Below are 16185 nucleotides of genomic sequence, written 5' to 3'. Positions count from 1 at the left end.
CCGTATCGTCTCCGCTCGTGTTGATCACCTTCACGGCGCAGCCGAACCGGAAGCTGTTCGGCGTCGCGCTGCGCCGGGCCTTCCGCCGGACCCTGATCGTGTACTGGCTCGGCGCCGGCGTGATGGCGCTGCTGGCCCTCCTGGCGTGGTCCGGGGGAGACATCGCCGGGGTGGTGGTCGCGAGTGCCGCCGCCGTCGCGCTCGCGCTGGTCGCCTGGTGGGCCGGCCACCGGACGGTCCGCATCAACTGGAAGCTCTACGGCCGGCCCATCGTCTGGACCGTCGGCGACGAGGGGGTGCGCTACGACGGTGAGCTGATGGACTGCCTGGTCCGCTGGCCCGCCGTGGAACGGGTCGAGCCCGTCCCGTACCACCTGATCTTCCGGATCGGCCGGCACCAGGCGCTCCCCGCCCGGGTCGACGGGCTGGACCCGGAGCAGCGCGACGAACTGCTCGCCTTCCTGCACGCCCGGGGCCTGCTCGGCCAGCCGGCGCAGGAGGCCGCCCGTCGCCTCGCCCCCGCCCGCTAGCGCGGTGTCGACGGCAACTGGGCGCGGAGGAGTGAGGCTCCCAGCGGGCGCTCAGGAGGCCTGGGGAAGAATGGGCGGGTGACGTCTCCCCGCGCCCTCGTCCTGCTCGGCTCGACCGGCTCGATCGGCACCCAGGCCATCGACATCGTCCGGCGCAACCCGGACCGGTTCCGGGTGGTGGCCCTCGGCGCCGGCGGCGGCAACGTGGAACTGCTCGCCGCGCAGGCGCTGGGGCTGGGCGTGGAGGCGGTCGGGGTGGCCCGGGCGTCCGCCGCGCAGGATCTTCAGCTCGCGTTCTACGCCGAGGCGAGCCGGCGCGGCTGGGCGACCGGCGACTTCAAGCTGCCCAAGATCGTGGCCGGGCCGGACGCGATGACCGAGCTGGCGCAGTGGCCGTGCGACGTCGTGCTCAACGGCGTGGTCGGCTCGCTGGGTCTGCCGCCGACGCTGGCTGCGCTGCGCGCCGGGCGTACCCTCGCCCTGGCCAACAAGGAGTCGCTGGTGGCGGGCGGCCCGCTGGTCAAGGCGGCCCTGACGCGGCCGGGGCAGCTCGTCCCGGTCGATTCCGAGCACACGGCGATGGCCCAGTGCCTGCGCTCCGGCACCCGTCCGGAGGTCCGCCGGCTGATCGTCACCGCCAGCGGCGGCCCGTTCCGGGGCCGCCGGCGCGACGAGTTGCTCGAGGTCACGCCGGAGCAGGCGCTGGCGCACCCGACCTGGAACATGGGGCCGGTCATCACGATCAACTCCGCCACCATGGTCAACAAGGCGCTGGAGGTGATCGAGGCGCACGAGCTGTTCGACGTGCCCTACGCCGACATCGAGGTGATGGTCCACCCCACCTCCGTGATCCACTCGATGGTCGAGTTCGTGGACGGCTCCACGATCGCCCAGGCCAGCCCGCCGGACATGCGGCTGCCCATCGCGGTCGCGCTCGGCTGGCCGGACCGGGTGCCGGGGGCCGCCGCCGCGGTCGACTGGACGAAGGCGCACAGCTGGGAGTTCTTCCCGCTCGACGACGCCGCGTTCCCGGCGGTCGCGCTGGCCAAGGCGGCCGGCGAGGCCGGGCGGTGCCGGCCGGCGATCTACAACGCGGCGAACGAGGAGTGCGTGGCGGCCTTCGTGGCGGGCCGGCTGCCCTTCCTCGGCATCGTCGACACCCTGGAACGGGTGTTGGAGGACGCTCCGGACTTCGACGAACCAGGTACCGTCGAGGACGTGCTCGCCGCCGAGTCGTGGGCACGGGGGCACGCCCAGGCGATCATCGCCGGGTCGCTGGAAGGAGCTTGATGAGTTACCTGCTCGGGGTGGCGCTGTTCGCCCTGGCGATCCTCATCTCGGTGAGCCTGCACGAGGCGGGGCACATGCTCACCGCCAAGGCGTTCGGGATGAAGGTCACCCGCTTCTTCGTCGGCTTCGGGCCGACGCTCTGGTCGTTCAAGCGCGGCGAGACCGAGTACGGCGTCAAGGGCATCCCGCTCGGCGGCTTCTGCAAGATCGTCGGGATGACCCCGCAGGACGACGACGTCGAACCGGGCGACGAGAAGCGCGCCATGTGGCGCTACCCGGTATGGAAGCGGACGATCGTGATGTCCGCGGGCTCCATCACCCACTTCGCCCTGGCCCTGGTGACCCTCTGGATCCTCGCGGTCTCCGCCGGCCTGCCCAACCCGGAGTTCCCGAGCACGGAGGACGGCTTCAAGGCCGAGCCGGCCGTGATCGCCCTGGCCCCGTGCGTGGTGGTGGAGAACGCCGGCCGGGCCTGCCAGACCGGCGACCCGGCCAGTCCGGCCGCGAAGGCCCAGCTCCAGGACGGCGACCGGATCACCGCGGTCAACGGCCGGCCGGTCTCCACCTGGGGCGACATGCTGGACGTGGTCCGCGCCACGAAGCCCGGCGCGGCCACCGTCGACTACGTCCGCGACGGCCGCCCGGCCACCGCCACGGTCGACCTGGCCGCCGTGCAGCGCCCGCCGCTGGGCGACCCGAAGGGCGCCACCTCGGCGGTGTCCGCCCTCGGCGTCGCGCTCCAGCCGAGCACCCCCACCCGGGTCCAGTACGGTCCGGTCGCCGCGTTCGGCGCCACCGCCGACTTCACGGGCAACATGGCGGTGCAGACCCTGCACGCCATGCAGCGGATCCCGCAGAAGGTCCCCGCCCTGTGGAGCGCCGTCACCGGCGGCGAGCGGGACGTGGACACCCCGATCAGCGTGGTCGGCGCCAGCCGGCTGGGCGGGGAGGCCGTGGAGAACAACGCCTGGCTGGTGTTCTTCATGCTCTTCGTCTCGCTGAACTTCTTCATCGGCGTGTTCAACCTGCTGCCGCTGCTGCCGGTGGACGGCGGGCACATCGCCATCGCCTGGTTCGAGCGGGCCCGCTCCTGGCTCTACGCCCGCCTCGGCCGGGCCGACCCGGGCCGTGTCGACTACCTCAAGCTCATGCCCCTCACGTACGCGGTGATCCTCATCGGTGGCGTGTTCACGCTGCTGACCATCACCGCGGACGTGGTCAACCCGATCACGCTCTTCCCAAGGTGAGTGCCTGAAGTGACCGCTGTCAGTCTCGGTATGCCCCCCGTACCGCCGCCGCCGCTCGCCCCGCGCCGGGCCAGCCGCCAGATCATGGTCGGTTCGGTGCCGGTCGGTGGGGGCGCGCCGGTCTCGGTGCAGTCCATGACCACCACCCTGACCGCCGACGTGAACGCCACCCTCCAGCAGATCGCCGAGCTGACCGCGTCCGGCTGCCAGATCGTCCGGGTGGCCGTGCCGTCCCAGGACGACGTCGAGGCGCTGCCCGCGATCGCCCGGAAGTCGCAGATCCCGGTGATCGCCGACATCCACTTCCAGCCGAAGTACGTCTTCGCGGCGATCGACGCCGGCTGCGCCGCGGTCCGGGTGAACCCGGGCAACATCCGGCAGTTCGACGACAAGGTCAAGGAGATCGCCAAGGCGGCCGGCGACGCGGGCGTGCCGATCCGGATCGGCGTGAACGCCGGCTCGCTGGACAAGCGCCTCCTGGCCAAGTACGGCAAGGCCACCGCCGAGGCGCTTGTCGAGTCGGCGCTCTGGGAGTGCTCGCTGTTCGAGGAGCACGGCTTCCGGGACATCAAGATCTCGGTGAAGCACAACGACCCGGTGGTGATGATCCGGGCGTACCGGCAGCTCGCCGAGAAGTGCGACTACCCGCTGCACCTGGGCGTGACCGAGGCGGGCCCGGCGTTCCAGGGCACCATCAAGTCCGCGGTGGCGTTCGGCGCGCTGCTGGCCGAGGGGATCGGCGACACCATCCGGGTCTCGCTCTCCGCCCCGCCGGTCGAGGAGATCAAGGTCGGCGCCGCGATCCTGGAGTCGCTGGGCCTGCGCGAGCGGGGCCTGGAGATCGTCTCCTGCCCGTCCTGCGGCCGCGCCCAGGTCGACGTCTACAAGCTGGCCGAGGAGGTCACCGCCGGCCTGGAAGGGCTGCCCGTGCCGCTGCGCGTGGCCGTCATGGGCTGCGTGGTGAACGGCCCGGGCGAGGCCCGCGAGGCCGACCTCGGTGTCGCCTCCGGCAACGGCAAGGGTCAGATCTTCGTCAAGGGCCAGGTGGTCAAGACGGTGCCCGAGGGCCAGATCGTGGAGACGCTGATCGAGGAGGCACTGCGGATCGCCGACGAGATGGGCGCCGAGATCCCCGAGGAGCTGCGCGGCCTGGTGCCGGGCGCCACGGTGACCGTGCACTGACCGCCGCACCGCCGCACCGCCGCACCGCCGTCGACGTGCGGCCGTCCCCACCGGGGGCGGCCGCACGCGCCGTCTCAGGCCCGCACCGGCCGGGGCACGGCGGCGAACTCGGAGAGGGTGAACCACCGGGGCAGGGCCCGGCGCAGCGCCTCCGGCCCGGCCACCTCGACGGCGCCGCCGCGCAGCGCCGCCGGCCAGTCCAGGTCGCCCAGCCACACCTGGACGAGGGCGCGCAGGCTCGCGGTCACCGTCACGGTCACGTCGTGCCCGGGGTCCACGTCGCAGACGTCGGCCTCCCCGGTGGCGATGACCAGCCACCAGTCGCGCAGCGCCGCGGGCACGTCCCGGAAGCGGAAGTGCACGACCGTACGTCCGGCCGGCACCGCCTCGTGGTCGACGTGCCGGTGCATGTCCCACAGCAGGAGCTTCGGGTCCAGGTCGGGGTCGCCCAGCTCGCCGATCCAGCGCACCCCCCAGGCGCCGAGCGCCTTGAGCACCGGCCGCAGCTCGCGCCCGGCCTGGGTCGGGACGTAGCGCACGTCGGCGCCGTCGACGTGCCGCTCGACCACGCCGGCGCGGACGAGCTGGTGCAGCCGCCGGGACAGCAGGGTGGGCGACATCCGGGGCAGGCCGCGGCGCAGGTCGTTGAAGCGCTCGGATCCGCTCACCAGTTCCCGGACGACGAGCAGCGTCCAGCGCTCGTCGAGCAGCTCCATGGCCTTCGCGACGGGGCAGAACTGGTGGTAGGAGGCCCCCATGGGCGGCACGCTACGCCGCCGGGAAGGGCCCGGCCAGGAACCTGTCGGGAGCGGTACAGATCTCGTACTGGGTGGCCGCTCCTCCGCTGCCTAGCGTCCCGGTCAGGACGAGACGGAGGAGCGGGACATGATCGACGAGGTGGAGCAGGACCGGGCCGTGAAGGCCGGGCACCGGCGGATGTGGGCTCTCGGCAGCTACGCCACGGTGGCCGCGGAGGTCATCCCCGAGCTGGGGGCGGCCCTGGTGAAGGCGGCCGGGGTGGGGCCCGGTGACCGGGTGCTGGACGTGGCGGCCGGCACCGGTAACGCGGCCGTCCCGGCGGCCCTGGCCGGGGCCCAGGTGGTGGCCAGCGACCTCACCCCGGAGCTGCTGGAGATCGGGCGGGCGCTGGCCGCGGAGCGTGGCGCGGAGCTGGACTGGCAGGAGGCCGACGCCGAGGCGCTCCCGTACGCGGACGGGGAGTTCGACCGGGTGCTGTCCTGTGTGGGGGTGATGTTCGCGCCCCGGCACCGGGCCGCCGCCGACGAACTGGTCCGGGTCTGCCGGCCGGGTGGCACGATCGGCCTGGTCAGCTGGACTCCCGAGGGTTTCATCGGGCAGTTGTTCGCCACCATGAGGCCGTACGCGCCCCCGCCGCCGCCCGGTGCGCAGCCGCCGCCGCTGTGGGGCGACGAGGAGCACGTGCGCGCCCTGCTCGGTGACCGGGTCACCGATCTCGTGCTGCGCCGCGAGGTGGTCACCGTGGACCGGTTCGCCGCTCCCGGGGACTTCCGTGACTACTTCAAGGCCCACTACGGGCCGACGATCGCGGTGTACCGGGCCGTCGCCGAGGACCCCGAGCGGGTCGCCGCGCTCGACCGCGACCTCGCGGACCTGGCCCGGCGGCACACCGAGGCCGGGGTGATGCGCTGGGAGTACCTGCTGGTCACGGCCCGGCGGCGCGGCTGACGGCGGCGCCGGCCGGGGTGGCGGTCCCGTGACCACCCCGGCCGGCGAACCGTCTGCGGCGACTCACTCGGATTCGGCGAGGATCGCGTACAGCTTGCGCCGGGTCTCGTCGAGCACCTGGGCGGCGCGCGCCCGCTGGTCGTCGGTGCCGGTCATCATGACCTGCCGCAGGGCGTTCATGGCCTGCGCTCCGGCGTCGCGGATGTCGTGCCAGCTGTTCACCGTCTGCTCGGCGAATTCACCCCAGGGCGGGGTCTGCGCCGCCTCGGCGGCCTCGGCCTGCCCCTGTTCGGTGAGGGCGAACCGCTTCCGCCCGCCGTCGGAGTCGGCGGCCGCCGCGACGACGCCCTCGTCCTCCAGCAGTTGCAGGGTCGGGTAGATCGAGCCGGGGCTGGGGCGCCAGGCCCCGCCGGTCCGGGAGTCGATCTCCTGGATCATCTCGTAGCCGTGCATCGGCCGCTCGGTGAGCAGCGCCAGCACGGCGCCGCGCACGTTGGGCCGGCGGCCGCGCCCGCGGCCCCGCCCACCCCGGCCGTGGCCGTGCGGTCCGGGCGGGAACGGCGGCGGTCCCGGGGGTACGGGCGGGAAGCCGAAGCCCCGCATCCGCATCTCGTCGTGCACGGCGTGCATCCGTCGGTGGAAACCCATCGGGGCTCTCCTTCTGTCGTCCTATCACTGATGCATCAACGATATATCGGCAATGCATCGCCGACAAGAGCAATCTGGGACGGGGCCCCAAACCGTACGTACGTCTTGCTAGGGTCGGAGTGTGCGCCTGCTTCCCGAACCGGGCCCGTCCCGGACCCTCGCCCTCTCCACCCTCATCAACACCGTCGGCCGGGGCACCTGGCTCACCGCCAGCGCGCTCTTCCTCACCCGCTCGGTCGGGCTCACGGTGGCCCAGGTCGGCCTCGCTCTCACGATCACCGCGCTGGTGAGCCTGGTGACCAGCACGCCGATGGGCTACCTGGCCGACCGGCTCGGCCCACGCGGCCTCCAGATGACCGCGCTGCTCGCCTCCGCCGGCTTCACCGCCGCCCTGGTGGCCGTCCGCTCCTTCGCCGGGTTCCTGGTGGTCGGGATGCTGATGGCGGTCGCCGACTCGGCGACCCGGGGCGCCCGGGGCGCGCTGATCGCCGGCGCGGTGCCGCCGGACCAGCGGGTACGCACCCGGGCCTACCTGCGGGCGGTCACCAACGTCGGGATCTCGGTCGGCACGGTGCTGGCCGGCTTCGCCCTGGCCGCCGACACGCGGACCGCGTACGTGTCGCTGATCCTGCTCGACTGCGCCACCTACCTGCTGGCCGCGGCGGTGCTGCTCCGGCTGCCGCCCGTGCCGCCGGTGCCGGCGCCCACCCACGGGCCGCGGCTCATCGCCCTGCGGGACCGCCCGTTCCTCGCCTTCACGGTGCTCGACGGGCTCATGTCGATGCACTTCAGCCTGATCAACATCGCCCTGCCGCTCTGGATCGCCGGGCACACCACCGCGCCGCGCTGGCTGATCTCCGCCTGCCTGCTGGTCAACACCGTGGTGGTGGTGCTCTTCCAGGTCCGCGCCTCGCGGGGCACCGAGGACCTCGCCGGGGCCGGCCGGGCGGCCCGCCGGGCCGGCGCGGTGATCGCGGTCGCCTGCGCGCTCTTCGCGGCCGGCGGCGGCGTGCCGGTCGCGGTGGCGGTCCCGCTGCTGCTCGGCGGCGCGCTGGTGCACGTGGTGGGGGAGCTGTGGCACGCCGCGGCCGGCTGGGGCATCTCCTTCGGGCTCGCCCCCGCCCACGCCCAGGGCCAGTACCAGGGCGCGTACGGGATGGGCATGCAGCTCGGCTCGATGGTCGCCCCGGTGGTGGTGACCACCCTGGCGGTCGGCTGGGGCGTACCGGGGTGGCTGCTGCTCGGTGGGCTGTTCCTGGTGCTCGGGGCACTGGTGCCGCCGGTGGTGCGCTGGGCCGCCCGGACCCGGCCCGCCGTGCCGGACGCGGAACCGGTTCCGGTCGGCTGAGCCGCCGCTCACCACCGATCGTCCGGCGTCTTCAGGTCGGCCCGCGCAGGGCCGGGTGCATCTGGCAGGCTGGTATCCGTGCTCACGCTTCCGGTACGCCAACTCGGGGAGTCGGAGCGCCGTGCGGTCGAACGGCTGCTGGACCTCGACCCGTACGCGGGCGCGCAGGTCGCCGAGCGGGTGGCGGCGCGAGGGCTGGCCTGGTGGCGGGCCGAGGGCCGGATCCTGGGCTACGGCTCGCGCCGCAACCTGGAGTCCATCTGCTGGCTGGGCGGCAACCTGACCCCGGTGCTCGCCTCGGAGTCGGCGGTGGCCGCCTTCGCCGACCAGTTGAGCACCGAGGAGCGGCTCTGCTCGTCGATCGTGGGCCGGGCCGACGCCGTGCTCGGGCTGTGGGACCGCCTCTCCGCCCACTGGGGGCCGGCCCGGGACGTACGCCCCAACCAGCCCCTGCTGGCCACGGAGGCGCTGCCCGCCGTGACGCCCGACCCGGAGGTGCGCCGGGTGCGCGGCGGTGAGGTCGACCGGCTCTTCCCGGCGGCGGTGGCCATGTACACCGAGGAGGTCGGGGTGTCGCCGCTGGCCGAGGACGGCGGGCGCGGCTACCGGCGGCGGGTGAGCGACCTGGTCCGCGCGGGCCGGGCCTACGCCCGGTTCGTGGACGGCAAGGTGGTGTTCAAGGCGGAGCTGGCCGTGGTCACCCGGCGCACCGCGCAGGTGCAGGGGGTCTGGGTCGCGCCGGAGTGGCGGGGCCGGGGCATCGCGACCGCGGCCATGGCGGCCGTGATGCGCGACGCGCTGGAGCGGGTGGCTCCCTCGGTGAGCCTCTACGTGAACGACTTCAACCTGCCCGCCCGCCGGGTCTACGAGCGCTGCGGCTTCCGCCCGGTCGGCACGCTCGCCACCGTTCTGTTCTGAGGGCGACCCGGGCCGCATGGCCGGGATCACGTCGCTCCACCTTGCGCCGAACCGGACAGTCGACGCTATGCTGACCTTGTTTTTGTACTGACCGGTCAGTTTAGAAGTCGGGAACGGTGCGATGAAGATCGTCGAAGCCAGCGGGCTGGGGCTGCGCACCCGCCGCGGCTGGGTCTACCGCGAGGTCGACCTCACGGCCGAGGCCGGGGAGCTGCACGCCGTCACCGGTCCGCCGGGCAGCGGGCGCACCTCGCTGCTGCTCGCCCTGGCCGGGCGCTTCCCGCACACCCACGGCGAGCTGCGCCGCCGCGGTCCGGCCGCGCTCGGGCAGGTCGCCGGGGTGCACGAGCCCGACCCCACGCTGACCGTCGCCGAGCACATCCAGGAACGGCTGCTGCTGCTCGGGCCGGTGCCGCGCCGCCGCCGGCAGCTCGTGCCGGTCGCCGCCGTGCGGGCCCGGCGGGCCTACCGGCGCGACACCCTCGCCGCCGCCCTCGCCGGCGCCGGCTTCACCGACGCCCCGCTCGACCCCGACCGGTACGGCCGCGACCTCACCCCCGTCGAGCGGCAGGTGCTCGGCCTCGTGCTGGCCAGCCTCAGCGGCCCGAGCCTGATCGTCGCCGACGACGTGGACGCCGGCGCCGACGCGCCCGAGCGCGCGTGGATCTGGGCGGCGCTGGCCCGCCTCGCCGACCAGGGGTACGCCGTGGTCGCCAGCGCCCGCGCCGTCGAGCCGGGCGTGACCGCCGTCGCGCACCGGATCGGCGACCCGACCCTGCCCGGCCCGGCCCTGACCTCCGAGGTGACCGCATGAGTGTCGTACGACTCGCGCTGTTCGAGCTGCGCCGGATGACCCGGGGGCGGCTGCCGCGCGCCGCGCTCGCCGTCCTCACCGTCATCCCGCTGCTCTACGGCGCCCTCTACCTCTACGCCTTCTGGGACCCGTACGGGAACCTCGACCGGATCCCGGTGGCCCTGGTCAACGCCGACCGGCCCGCGAAGGCGAGCGACGGCAGCGAGGTGCACGCCGGCCGCGACCTCACCGACGAACTGCTCGACCGGAAGGTCTTCGGCTGGACGGTCACCGACCAGGCGGACGCCACCGACGGGCTCCGCGACGGCCGCTACCACCTGGTCTTCTCCATCCCGGCCGACTTCTCCGCCACCCTGGCCGCCAGCCCCGAACCCGACCGGCCGGCCCGGCGGGGCGAGCTGAAGGTGGTCAACGACGACGCCACCAACTACCTCTCCGGGCTGCTCGCCCGCTCCGCCTTCAGCGAGATCCGGGCCGCCGCCGCCGAGAGCACCGCGGCGTCGTACTTCGACAGGATGCTCATCGGCTTCACCGACGCCAAGGCCGAGACCGGCCGGGCCGCCGACGGCGCCGACCAGATCCACGACGGCCTCGGCACCTCGCAGCAGGGCGCCGGGCAGCTCGCCGACGGGCTGGGCGCCGCCGAGGACGGCGCCGGGCAGCTCGCCGGCGGGCTGAACACCTCCGTGCAGGGGGCGACCAAGCTGGCCACCGGCCTGGACCAGCTCTACACCGGGGCCGCGCAGATCGCCGACGGCGCCAACCGGGCGGCCACCGAGACCCGCGCCGCCGCCAAGCAGGTCGACGCGGCGGCGGACCGGTACGAGCCGCTGCTCCGCAGGAACGCCACCGACATCCAGCGGGCCGCCACGCTGGTCGCCGAGGGCGCGCAGGCGCTCGCCGACGGCCTCGACGCGCTGCCCGCCCGGGCCGACGAGGTGGTCGGCCAGGCGGAGAAGGTGCGCGACCGGCTCGACGCGCTGGTGAAGGAGCACCCGGAACTGGCCGACGACCCGAACCTGGTCGCCGCCCGGAAGGCCGCCGACCAGGCGGTGACCGCGGCCCGGGCGATGGTCTCCGCGCTGGACAAGACCGACCTCGCCGCGCTGAAGAAGCAGATGACCGAGGTCGCGCAGACCGCCCGGGAGGTGGCCGCCGCCGCGCCGCACCTGGCCGACGACGTCGCCACGGCCCGCGCCAAGGTCGACCAGCTCGCCACCGGGCTCACCACCCTGGCCCAGGGCAGCGCGAAGCTCCGCGACGGGCTCGGCGCCGCCGCCGACGGCGCCGACCAGCTCCGGGGCGGCCTCTACCGGCTCGCCACCGGGGCTCGTCAGCTCGACGGCGGCCTGGCCCAGCTCAGCACCGGCAGCAACCGCCTCGCCGACGGGCTGACCAAACTGGAGGGCGGCGCCGGTGACCTGGCCGACGGGCTCGCCGCCGGTGAGAAGAAACTGCCCGGGTACGACGACGCGGGCAGCCGCGCCGACGTCCTCGGCGACCCGGTCGGGCTGATCCGCCACTCCGACCACCCGGCCGGCTCGTACGGGGTGGGCTTCGCCCCGTACTTCCTGGCCCTGGCGCTGTGGGTCGGCGCGATGATCACGTACATGCTGCTGCGGCCGGTGAACCGGCGGCACGTGATGTCCGGCGCGCCCGGCTGGCGGGTCGTGCTCGCCGGCTGGCTGCCCGCCGCGGCGATCGGGCTGGCCCAGGTCGCGGTGCTCTACACGGTGGTCACCCTGGCGCTGGGCCTCGACCCGCGGCACGGGCCGGCGACCTTCGGGCTGCTCGCGCTCACCTCGCTTGCGTTCACCGCGATCATGCAGCTGCTCGGCGTCGCGCTCGGCCCGGCCGGCCGGCTCGCCGCGCTGGCGCTGCTCATGCTCCAGCTCACCTCCTCCGGCGGCACCTACCCGGTGCAGACCTCGCCCGGCTTCTTCCAGGCCATCCACCCGTGGCTGCCCATGACGTACGTGGTGGGCGGCCTGCGGCACACGATCAACGGCGGGCCGGCCGGGCCGGTGGTCACCGGGGCGCTGGTGCTGCTCGCGTTCGGTGCGGGCGCCCTGGCCCTCACCGTCGGCGCGGCCAGCCGGTCCCGCCGCCTCACCCCGGCCAGACTGCACCCCGAACTGACCATGTGAGGATGGGCGGGTGACGGACGGACGGACCCGCCGGCGGGAGGACACCCGGCAGCGCCTCTTCGTGGCGGCGGTCGAGCTCATCGCCGAACAGGGCTTCTCGGCCACCACGGTCGACGACATCGCGACCCGGGCCGGGGTGGCCAAGGGGACCGTCTACTACAACTTCGAATCCAAGACGGTCCTCTTCGAGGAGCTGCTGCGGCACGGCATCGGCCTGCTCACCGCCGAGTTCCGGGCCGCCGTCGCCGGGCTGCCGCCCCGCGAGGCGCTGGCCGCGCTGGTCCGCGCCGAGCTGGACTACATCCGCCGCTACCGGGCCTTCGCCCAGCTCCTGCTGTCGGAGATGTGGCGCACCAACCGGGAGTGGCAGCAGACCCTGCGGCTGCTGCGCGGCGAGGCCATCGAGGTGATCGCGGAGACCGTACGCGCCGGGGTGGCCAGCGGCGACCTCCCCGCCGACCTGGACGTGCGCACGGCCAGCTCGGCGCTGTTCGGCGTCGGGCTTGTGGTGGCCGTGGACTGGCTGGTCTTCCAGCCCGACCGGCCGATCGAGGACGTGCAGGAGGCGCTGCTCGGCATCGTCCGCCGGGTCGCCCAGACGTGACACCGCGGCGGTAAATCGTTTGAACGGTCCGGCCGTCCGGGTGAGGCTGGGGGCACCGCCCCCACCGACCCGAGTCCGGAGGACTTTCCATGCGCCTGCTCCGCGACCTCTGGGCCACCGCACCGCGTCGGATGGCGGTCGTCCTGCTGTTGATCCTGCTCGGCGCCGGCGGCCAGGCCGCCGCCTCGGCGCTGGCCGGGCCGGTGCTGGTGCACCGCTCGTCCGGCTGGTTCACCGCGCTGGCCGTGGCGCTGGTCGCCGCCGTGGTCACCGACCTGCTCATCGGCCTGCTGATGGCCGGCCTCACCGCCGACTGGTCCGCCGACGTCCGCCGCCGGCTCTGCCGGGTCGCGCTCGGGCAGGACCTGCCCACCCTGGAGACCACCCCGGTCGGCGAGCTGCTCGACCGGATCGACAACGACGTCTACCAGGTCGCCGCCGAGATGCGGAACACCGGCGTACGGCTCGTGCAGGGCGTCGCCGTCTGCCTGCTCGCCACGGTCAGCGCGCTGGTCGTCTGGTGGCCGGCCGGCGTCGGGATGATCCTGCTCACCGCGCTGCTCGGCGTGGCGCTGCGCGGTCCCACCGCCCGGATCGCCCCGGCCCGGATGGTCGAGGAGGAGGCCTGGTCCGACCTGGCCGCCGTCATGGAGGAGGCGGTGCACGGCCAGGACGACGTGCGCACCAGCCTGGCCCGCCCGTACGTGCTGCGCCTCTACGCGCGGCGCGCCGCCGAGGTGATCTCCCGGGGCGGCCGGGTCTTCCGGCTGTCCGCCCGGGTCACGGCGCTGGCCGCCGGCGGCGTCCGGGTCGGCATCGCCGCCGTGGTCCTGGCCGGGGCGTGGGCGCTGTCCACCGGCCGGGTGGACGCCGCCCGGCTCACCGCGATCTGGCTGCTCGCCCTGGCCTTCGGCGCGACGGTCGAGCACATCGCCCGCTGGGTGCCGCACCTGCAGCAGGCGCTCGGCGCGTGGGCGCGGGTGCAACTGCTCGCCGACTCCCGGCAGGAGCCGACCGGCGGCGCCGCCCCGGTCGACGGTGACCTGACCGTCCGCGGGCTCACCTTCCGCTACCCGGCCACCGGCGAGGACCGCGGCCCGGCGCTGCGCGACGTCAACCTCACGTTCGCCCGCGGCCGGTCCTACGCCCTGGTCGGCCGCACCGGATCCGGCAAGTCGACGCTCGCCAAGGTGCTCACCCGGGCCGTGGACGTGCCCCGCGGCACCGTCCTCCTCGGCGACACCGACCTGGTCGACCTGGACATCGAGGCTCTGCGCCGGTGGATCGCCGTGGTGCCGCAGCGCACCGAGATCCTGGCCGGCACGCTCGCCGAGAACGTCGCGCTCTTCGACCCGGACCTGCTCGACGACGCCACCCGGGCGCTGGCTGAGCTGGGGCTGGCCGGCTGGATCGCCGAACTCCCCGACGGCGTCCACACTCGGCTCGGCGAGGGCGGGCACGTGCTCTCCGCCGGGCAGGAACAGCTCGTCGCGTTCGCCCGCATCCTGGTCCGCGACCCGCACGTGGTGATCCTCGACGAGGCCACCGCCCGGCTCGACCCGGTCACCGAGAACCGGGTACGCCAGGCCACCGAACGGCTGCTCACCGACCGGATCGGCATCGTCATCGCGCACCGGCTCTCCTCGGTGCGCCGCTGCGACGAGGTCGTGGTGATGGCCGACGGCGCGGTGCTGGAGGCCGGCCCGCTGCGCGAGTCGGCCCGCTTCGCCGAGCTGCTGGCCACCAGCCACGCCAGCGCCTACGCGGGCGCCGGTGCCCGCCGCGGCGGGGTGGAGCTGCTGGACGGCCCCGACGGGTGGCCCGACGAGCCGGCCGAGACGACCGTCCCGACCACCGCGCCCCGCCAGGTCGCGGTGCCGCACACCGACCCGCCGCCGCTGCCCGCCCCACCGCCCGCGCGGACCCTGCGGGAGATCCTGCGGCTCGGCACCAACGACCCGCGGTACGGCCTGCTCTCCATCTGCGTGTTCGTCGTGATGACCCTGCTCGGGCTGGACGGCTCGGTGCTGCCCTGGCTCTGGGCCGAGGTGGTCGGCGGGGGCGACCCGTGGCTTCCGGCGCTGGGCATCGTCGCCGCGCTGCTGGTGGTGCTGCCGCTGCCGTACCTCACCAACCTCTGGTTCCCGCAGTGGTGGATCCGGCAGATGCTGCGGATCAGCGCGCGGCTGGTGCACGGGCAGACCGGGGCGCGCCGGGTCAGCGGGCACACCCCGGCCGAGGTCGTCGCCCAGGGCGGCGACACCGACCGGGTGGTGCAGCTCGCCGACAACCTCATGGACCAGTTCATCTCGCTGGCCATCGTGATCACCATGACCCTGGTGACCGGCAGTGTCGTACCCGCGCTGTTCTTCGTCGGGACCATGGTGGTGTCCGGGCTGGCGGCGACCCTGTTCGGACCCCGGCTGGAACGCACGGCCGGCGGCACCGTCAAGGCCCGCGCCGCCTTCGCCACCGCCCTGGTCTCCTCGCTGTCCGCCGCCCGCACGGTGAAGCTCGCCGGCGCCACCCGCCCGGTGCTGCACCACCTCGCGAAGCTGGACACCGTGCGCAGCGACCGGCAGCGGCGGGAGATCGCCATGCAGGTGTGGGCCCGGTCCACCCCGTCGATCGCCAGCGGCCTGCTGCCGATCGGGGCGTGGGCGCTCTACCTGACCGGCGGGCTCTCCGCCGGTGCGACCCTGGTCGCCGTCTCCACCCTCGGCGCGGCCCGCTGGTTCGCCTGGACCACCGCGTCGCTGGTGTCGCACTACCCGTCGGCGCGGGTGTGGACCAGGCGGACCGTCGCGATGACCGGGGTGGCCACCTACTCGGCGTCCGTGCCCGGGCTGGACCTGGCCGCCGGCACCGCCCCGGCGCCGGAACCGCCGCCGCGGCACCCGCTGCGCCGGCTGGAGCTGGCCGGCTTCGGCGCGCTGCACTCCGACGGCACCCTCGCCGTCCGCGACGTCGACCTGACCGTCGAGCGCGGGCAGCTCGTGCTGGTGGTCGGGCCGGTCGGTGCGGGAAAGTCGTCGCTGCTGCGGGCCCTCGCGGGCATCGTCCATCACACCGGCACGCTGCGCTGGAACGGCGAGCCGGTCACCGAGCCGGAGCTGTTCCTCCGCCCCAACCAGGTCGGCTACGTGGGGCAGCTGCCCCGGGTGCTCTCCGGCACGGTGGCCGACAACATCGCGCTCGGGCATCAGGTGGACGCCGCCGGCGCGGTGTCGACCGCCCAGCTCGACCACGACCTGGCGGCGGCCGGGGGCGGGCTCGGGCTGCTCATCGGGCACAAGGGCACCCGGCTGTCCGGCGGGCAGCTCCAGCGGCTGGCGCTGGCCCGGGCGCTCGCGCCGCGTACCGAACTGCTCGTCGCCGACGACGTCTCGTCCGCGCTGGACGTGACGACGGAGCTGGCGCTCTGGGCGGCGCTGCGCGAGCACGGGGTGACCGTGGTCGGCTCGACCGCGAAGCGGGCGGCGCTGGTACGCGCGGACCACGTGGTGGTGCTTGTCGACGGCACGGTGGCGGCCCAGGGACCGTGGCAGGACCTGGAGTCCCGCTGGGGCCACCTGGCCGGCTGATCGGACTGGCCCGCCTCGGGCGCCCACCGCCGGTCGGCGTGGTGGGCGCCACCTCCACCCCGCGCGCCCGCGGCGGCCTCGACGATCATGAAGTTAGCGGCGACAAATCGGGCGGATATCGCCACTAACTTCATGATCAACCCGGTGGGCGGCGCGGGGGGGGGGT

At 74.5% G+C, this 16185-nt stretch carries 13 protein-coding genes; 11 read left to right on the top strand and 2 right to left on the bottom strand.

Annotated elements, in window-relative coordinates; translation table 11 throughout:
* The first annotated feature begins 17 nt into the window (after positions 1-17).
* The 4 genes from NFX44_RS00065 (at position 18) to ispG (ending at position 4249) form a co-directional block, all read left to right on the top strand.
* Positions 18-530 carry a YcxB family protein gene (locus tag NFX44_RS00065; protein WP_262281387.1) on the top strand — a complete coding sequence of 171 codons (513 nt, stop codon included), beginning with the start codon at positions 18-20 and terminating at the stop codon, positions 528-530.
* A 78-nt stretch (positions 531-608) separates the two neighbouring features.
* Positions 609-1820, top strand: coding sequence for a 1-deoxy-D-xylulose-5-phosphate reductoisomerase (dxr, locus tag NFX44_RS00060; protein WP_262281386.1), 1212 nt, complete (start codon positions 609-611; stop codon positions 1818-1820).
* Entirely contained in the window at positions 1820-3067 is a 1248-nt protein-coding gene (locus tag NFX44_RS00055) for an RIP metalloprotease (RefSeq protein ID WP_262281385.1), read from the top strand. The genes dxr and NFX44_RS00055 overlap by 1 nt, the downstream gene beginning before the upstream one ends.
* A 9-nt stretch (positions 3068-3076) precedes the next feature.
* Positions 3077-4249, top strand: a complete 1173-nt coding sequence (ispG, locus tag NFX44_RS00050; RefSeq protein WP_262281384.1) for a flavodoxin-dependent (E)-4-hydroxy-3-methylbut-2-enyl-diphosphate synthase — start codon at positions 3077-3079, stop codon at positions 4247-4249.
* 74 nt (positions 4250-4323) lie between these two features.
* On the opposite strand, the gene NFX44_RS00045 is transcribed toward ispG, so the two are convergent.
* Positions 4324-5007 (bottom strand): helix-turn-helix domain-containing protein, encoded by a 684-nt coding sequence (locus NFX44_RS00045; RefSeq protein WP_262281383.1) that lies wholly within the window; start codon positions 5005-5007, stop codon positions 4324-4326.
* Between the two features lie 127 nt (positions 5008-5134).
* On the opposite strand from NFX44_RS00045, the gene NFX44_RS00040 reads away from it, so the two are divergent.
* The gene (locus NFX44_RS00040; RefSeq protein ID WP_262281382.1) at positions 5135-5956 is read left to right on the top strand and encodes a class I SAM-dependent methyltransferase; all 822 of its coding nucleotides are present in this window, start codon (positions 5135-5137) and stop codon (positions 5954-5956) included.
* Positions 5957-6019: 63 nt separating this feature from the next.
* Here the strand turns inward: NFX44_RS00040 and NFX44_RS00035 are convergent, their stop codons facing one another.
* Entirely contained in the window at positions 6020-6604 is a 585-nt protein-coding gene (locus NFX44_RS00035) for a PadR family transcriptional regulator (RefSeq protein ID WP_262281381.1), read from the bottom strand.
* A gap of 121 nt (positions 6605-6725) precedes the next feature.
* On the opposite strand from NFX44_RS00035, the gene NFX44_RS00030 reads away from it, so the two are divergent.
* The 6 genes from NFX44_RS00030 to NFX44_RS00005 all read left to right on the top strand — a co-directional run bounded on the left by NFX44_RS00030 (position 6726) and on the right by NFX44_RS00005 (position 16019).
* Positions 6726-7952: an MFS transporter gene (locus NFX44_RS00030; RefSeq protein ID WP_262281380.1), complete on the top strand. Its 1227-nt coding sequence runs from the start codon at positions 6726-6728 to the stop codon at positions 7950-7952.
* Between the two features lie 78 nt (positions 7953-8030).
* Positions 8031-8870 carry a DUF4081 domain-containing GNAT family N-acetyltransferase gene (locus NFX44_RS00025; protein WP_262281379.1) on the top strand — a complete coding sequence of 280 codons (840 nt, stop codon included), beginning with the start codon at positions 8031-8033 and terminating at the stop codon, positions 8868-8870.
* Between the two features lie 121 nt (positions 8871-8991).
* Positions 8992-9684 carry an ATP-binding cassette domain-containing protein gene (locus NFX44_RS00020; protein ID WP_262281378.1) on the top strand — a complete coding sequence of 231 codons (693 nt, stop codon included), beginning with the start codon at positions 8992-8994 and terminating at the stop codon, positions 9682-9684.
* Positions 9681-11831 (top strand): YhgE/Pip family protein, encoded by a 2151-nt coding sequence (locus NFX44_RS00015; RefSeq protein ID WP_262281377.1) that lies wholly within the window; start codon positions 9681-9683, stop codon positions 11829-11831. Before NFX44_RS00020 ends, NFX44_RS00015 begins: the two co-directional genes overlap by 4 nt.
* Before the next feature lie 10 nt (positions 11832-11841).
* Positions 11842-12435, top strand: a complete 594-nt coding sequence (locus NFX44_RS00010) for a TetR/AcrR family transcriptional regulator (RefSeq protein ID WP_154225200.1) — start codon at positions 11842-11844, stop codon at positions 12433-12435.
* A gap of 89 nt (positions 12436-12524) precedes the next feature.
* The gene (locus NFX44_RS00005) at positions 12525-16019 is read left to right on the top strand and encodes an ABC transporter ATP-binding protein (protein ID WP_262281376.1); all 3495 of its coding nucleotides are present in this window, start codon (positions 12525-12527) and stop codon (positions 16017-16019) included.
* Positions 16020-16185: the final 166 nt, after the last annotated feature.

It is taken from the genome of Micromonospora sp. MA102 (assembly GCF_025460765.1).
In the GTDB taxonomy this organism is placed as follows: domain Bacteria; phylum Actinomycetota; class Actinomycetes; order Mycobacteriales; family Micromonosporaceae; genus Micromonospora; species Micromonospora halotolerans.
This window is presented reverse-complemented; position numbering and strand designations above follow the sequence as displayed.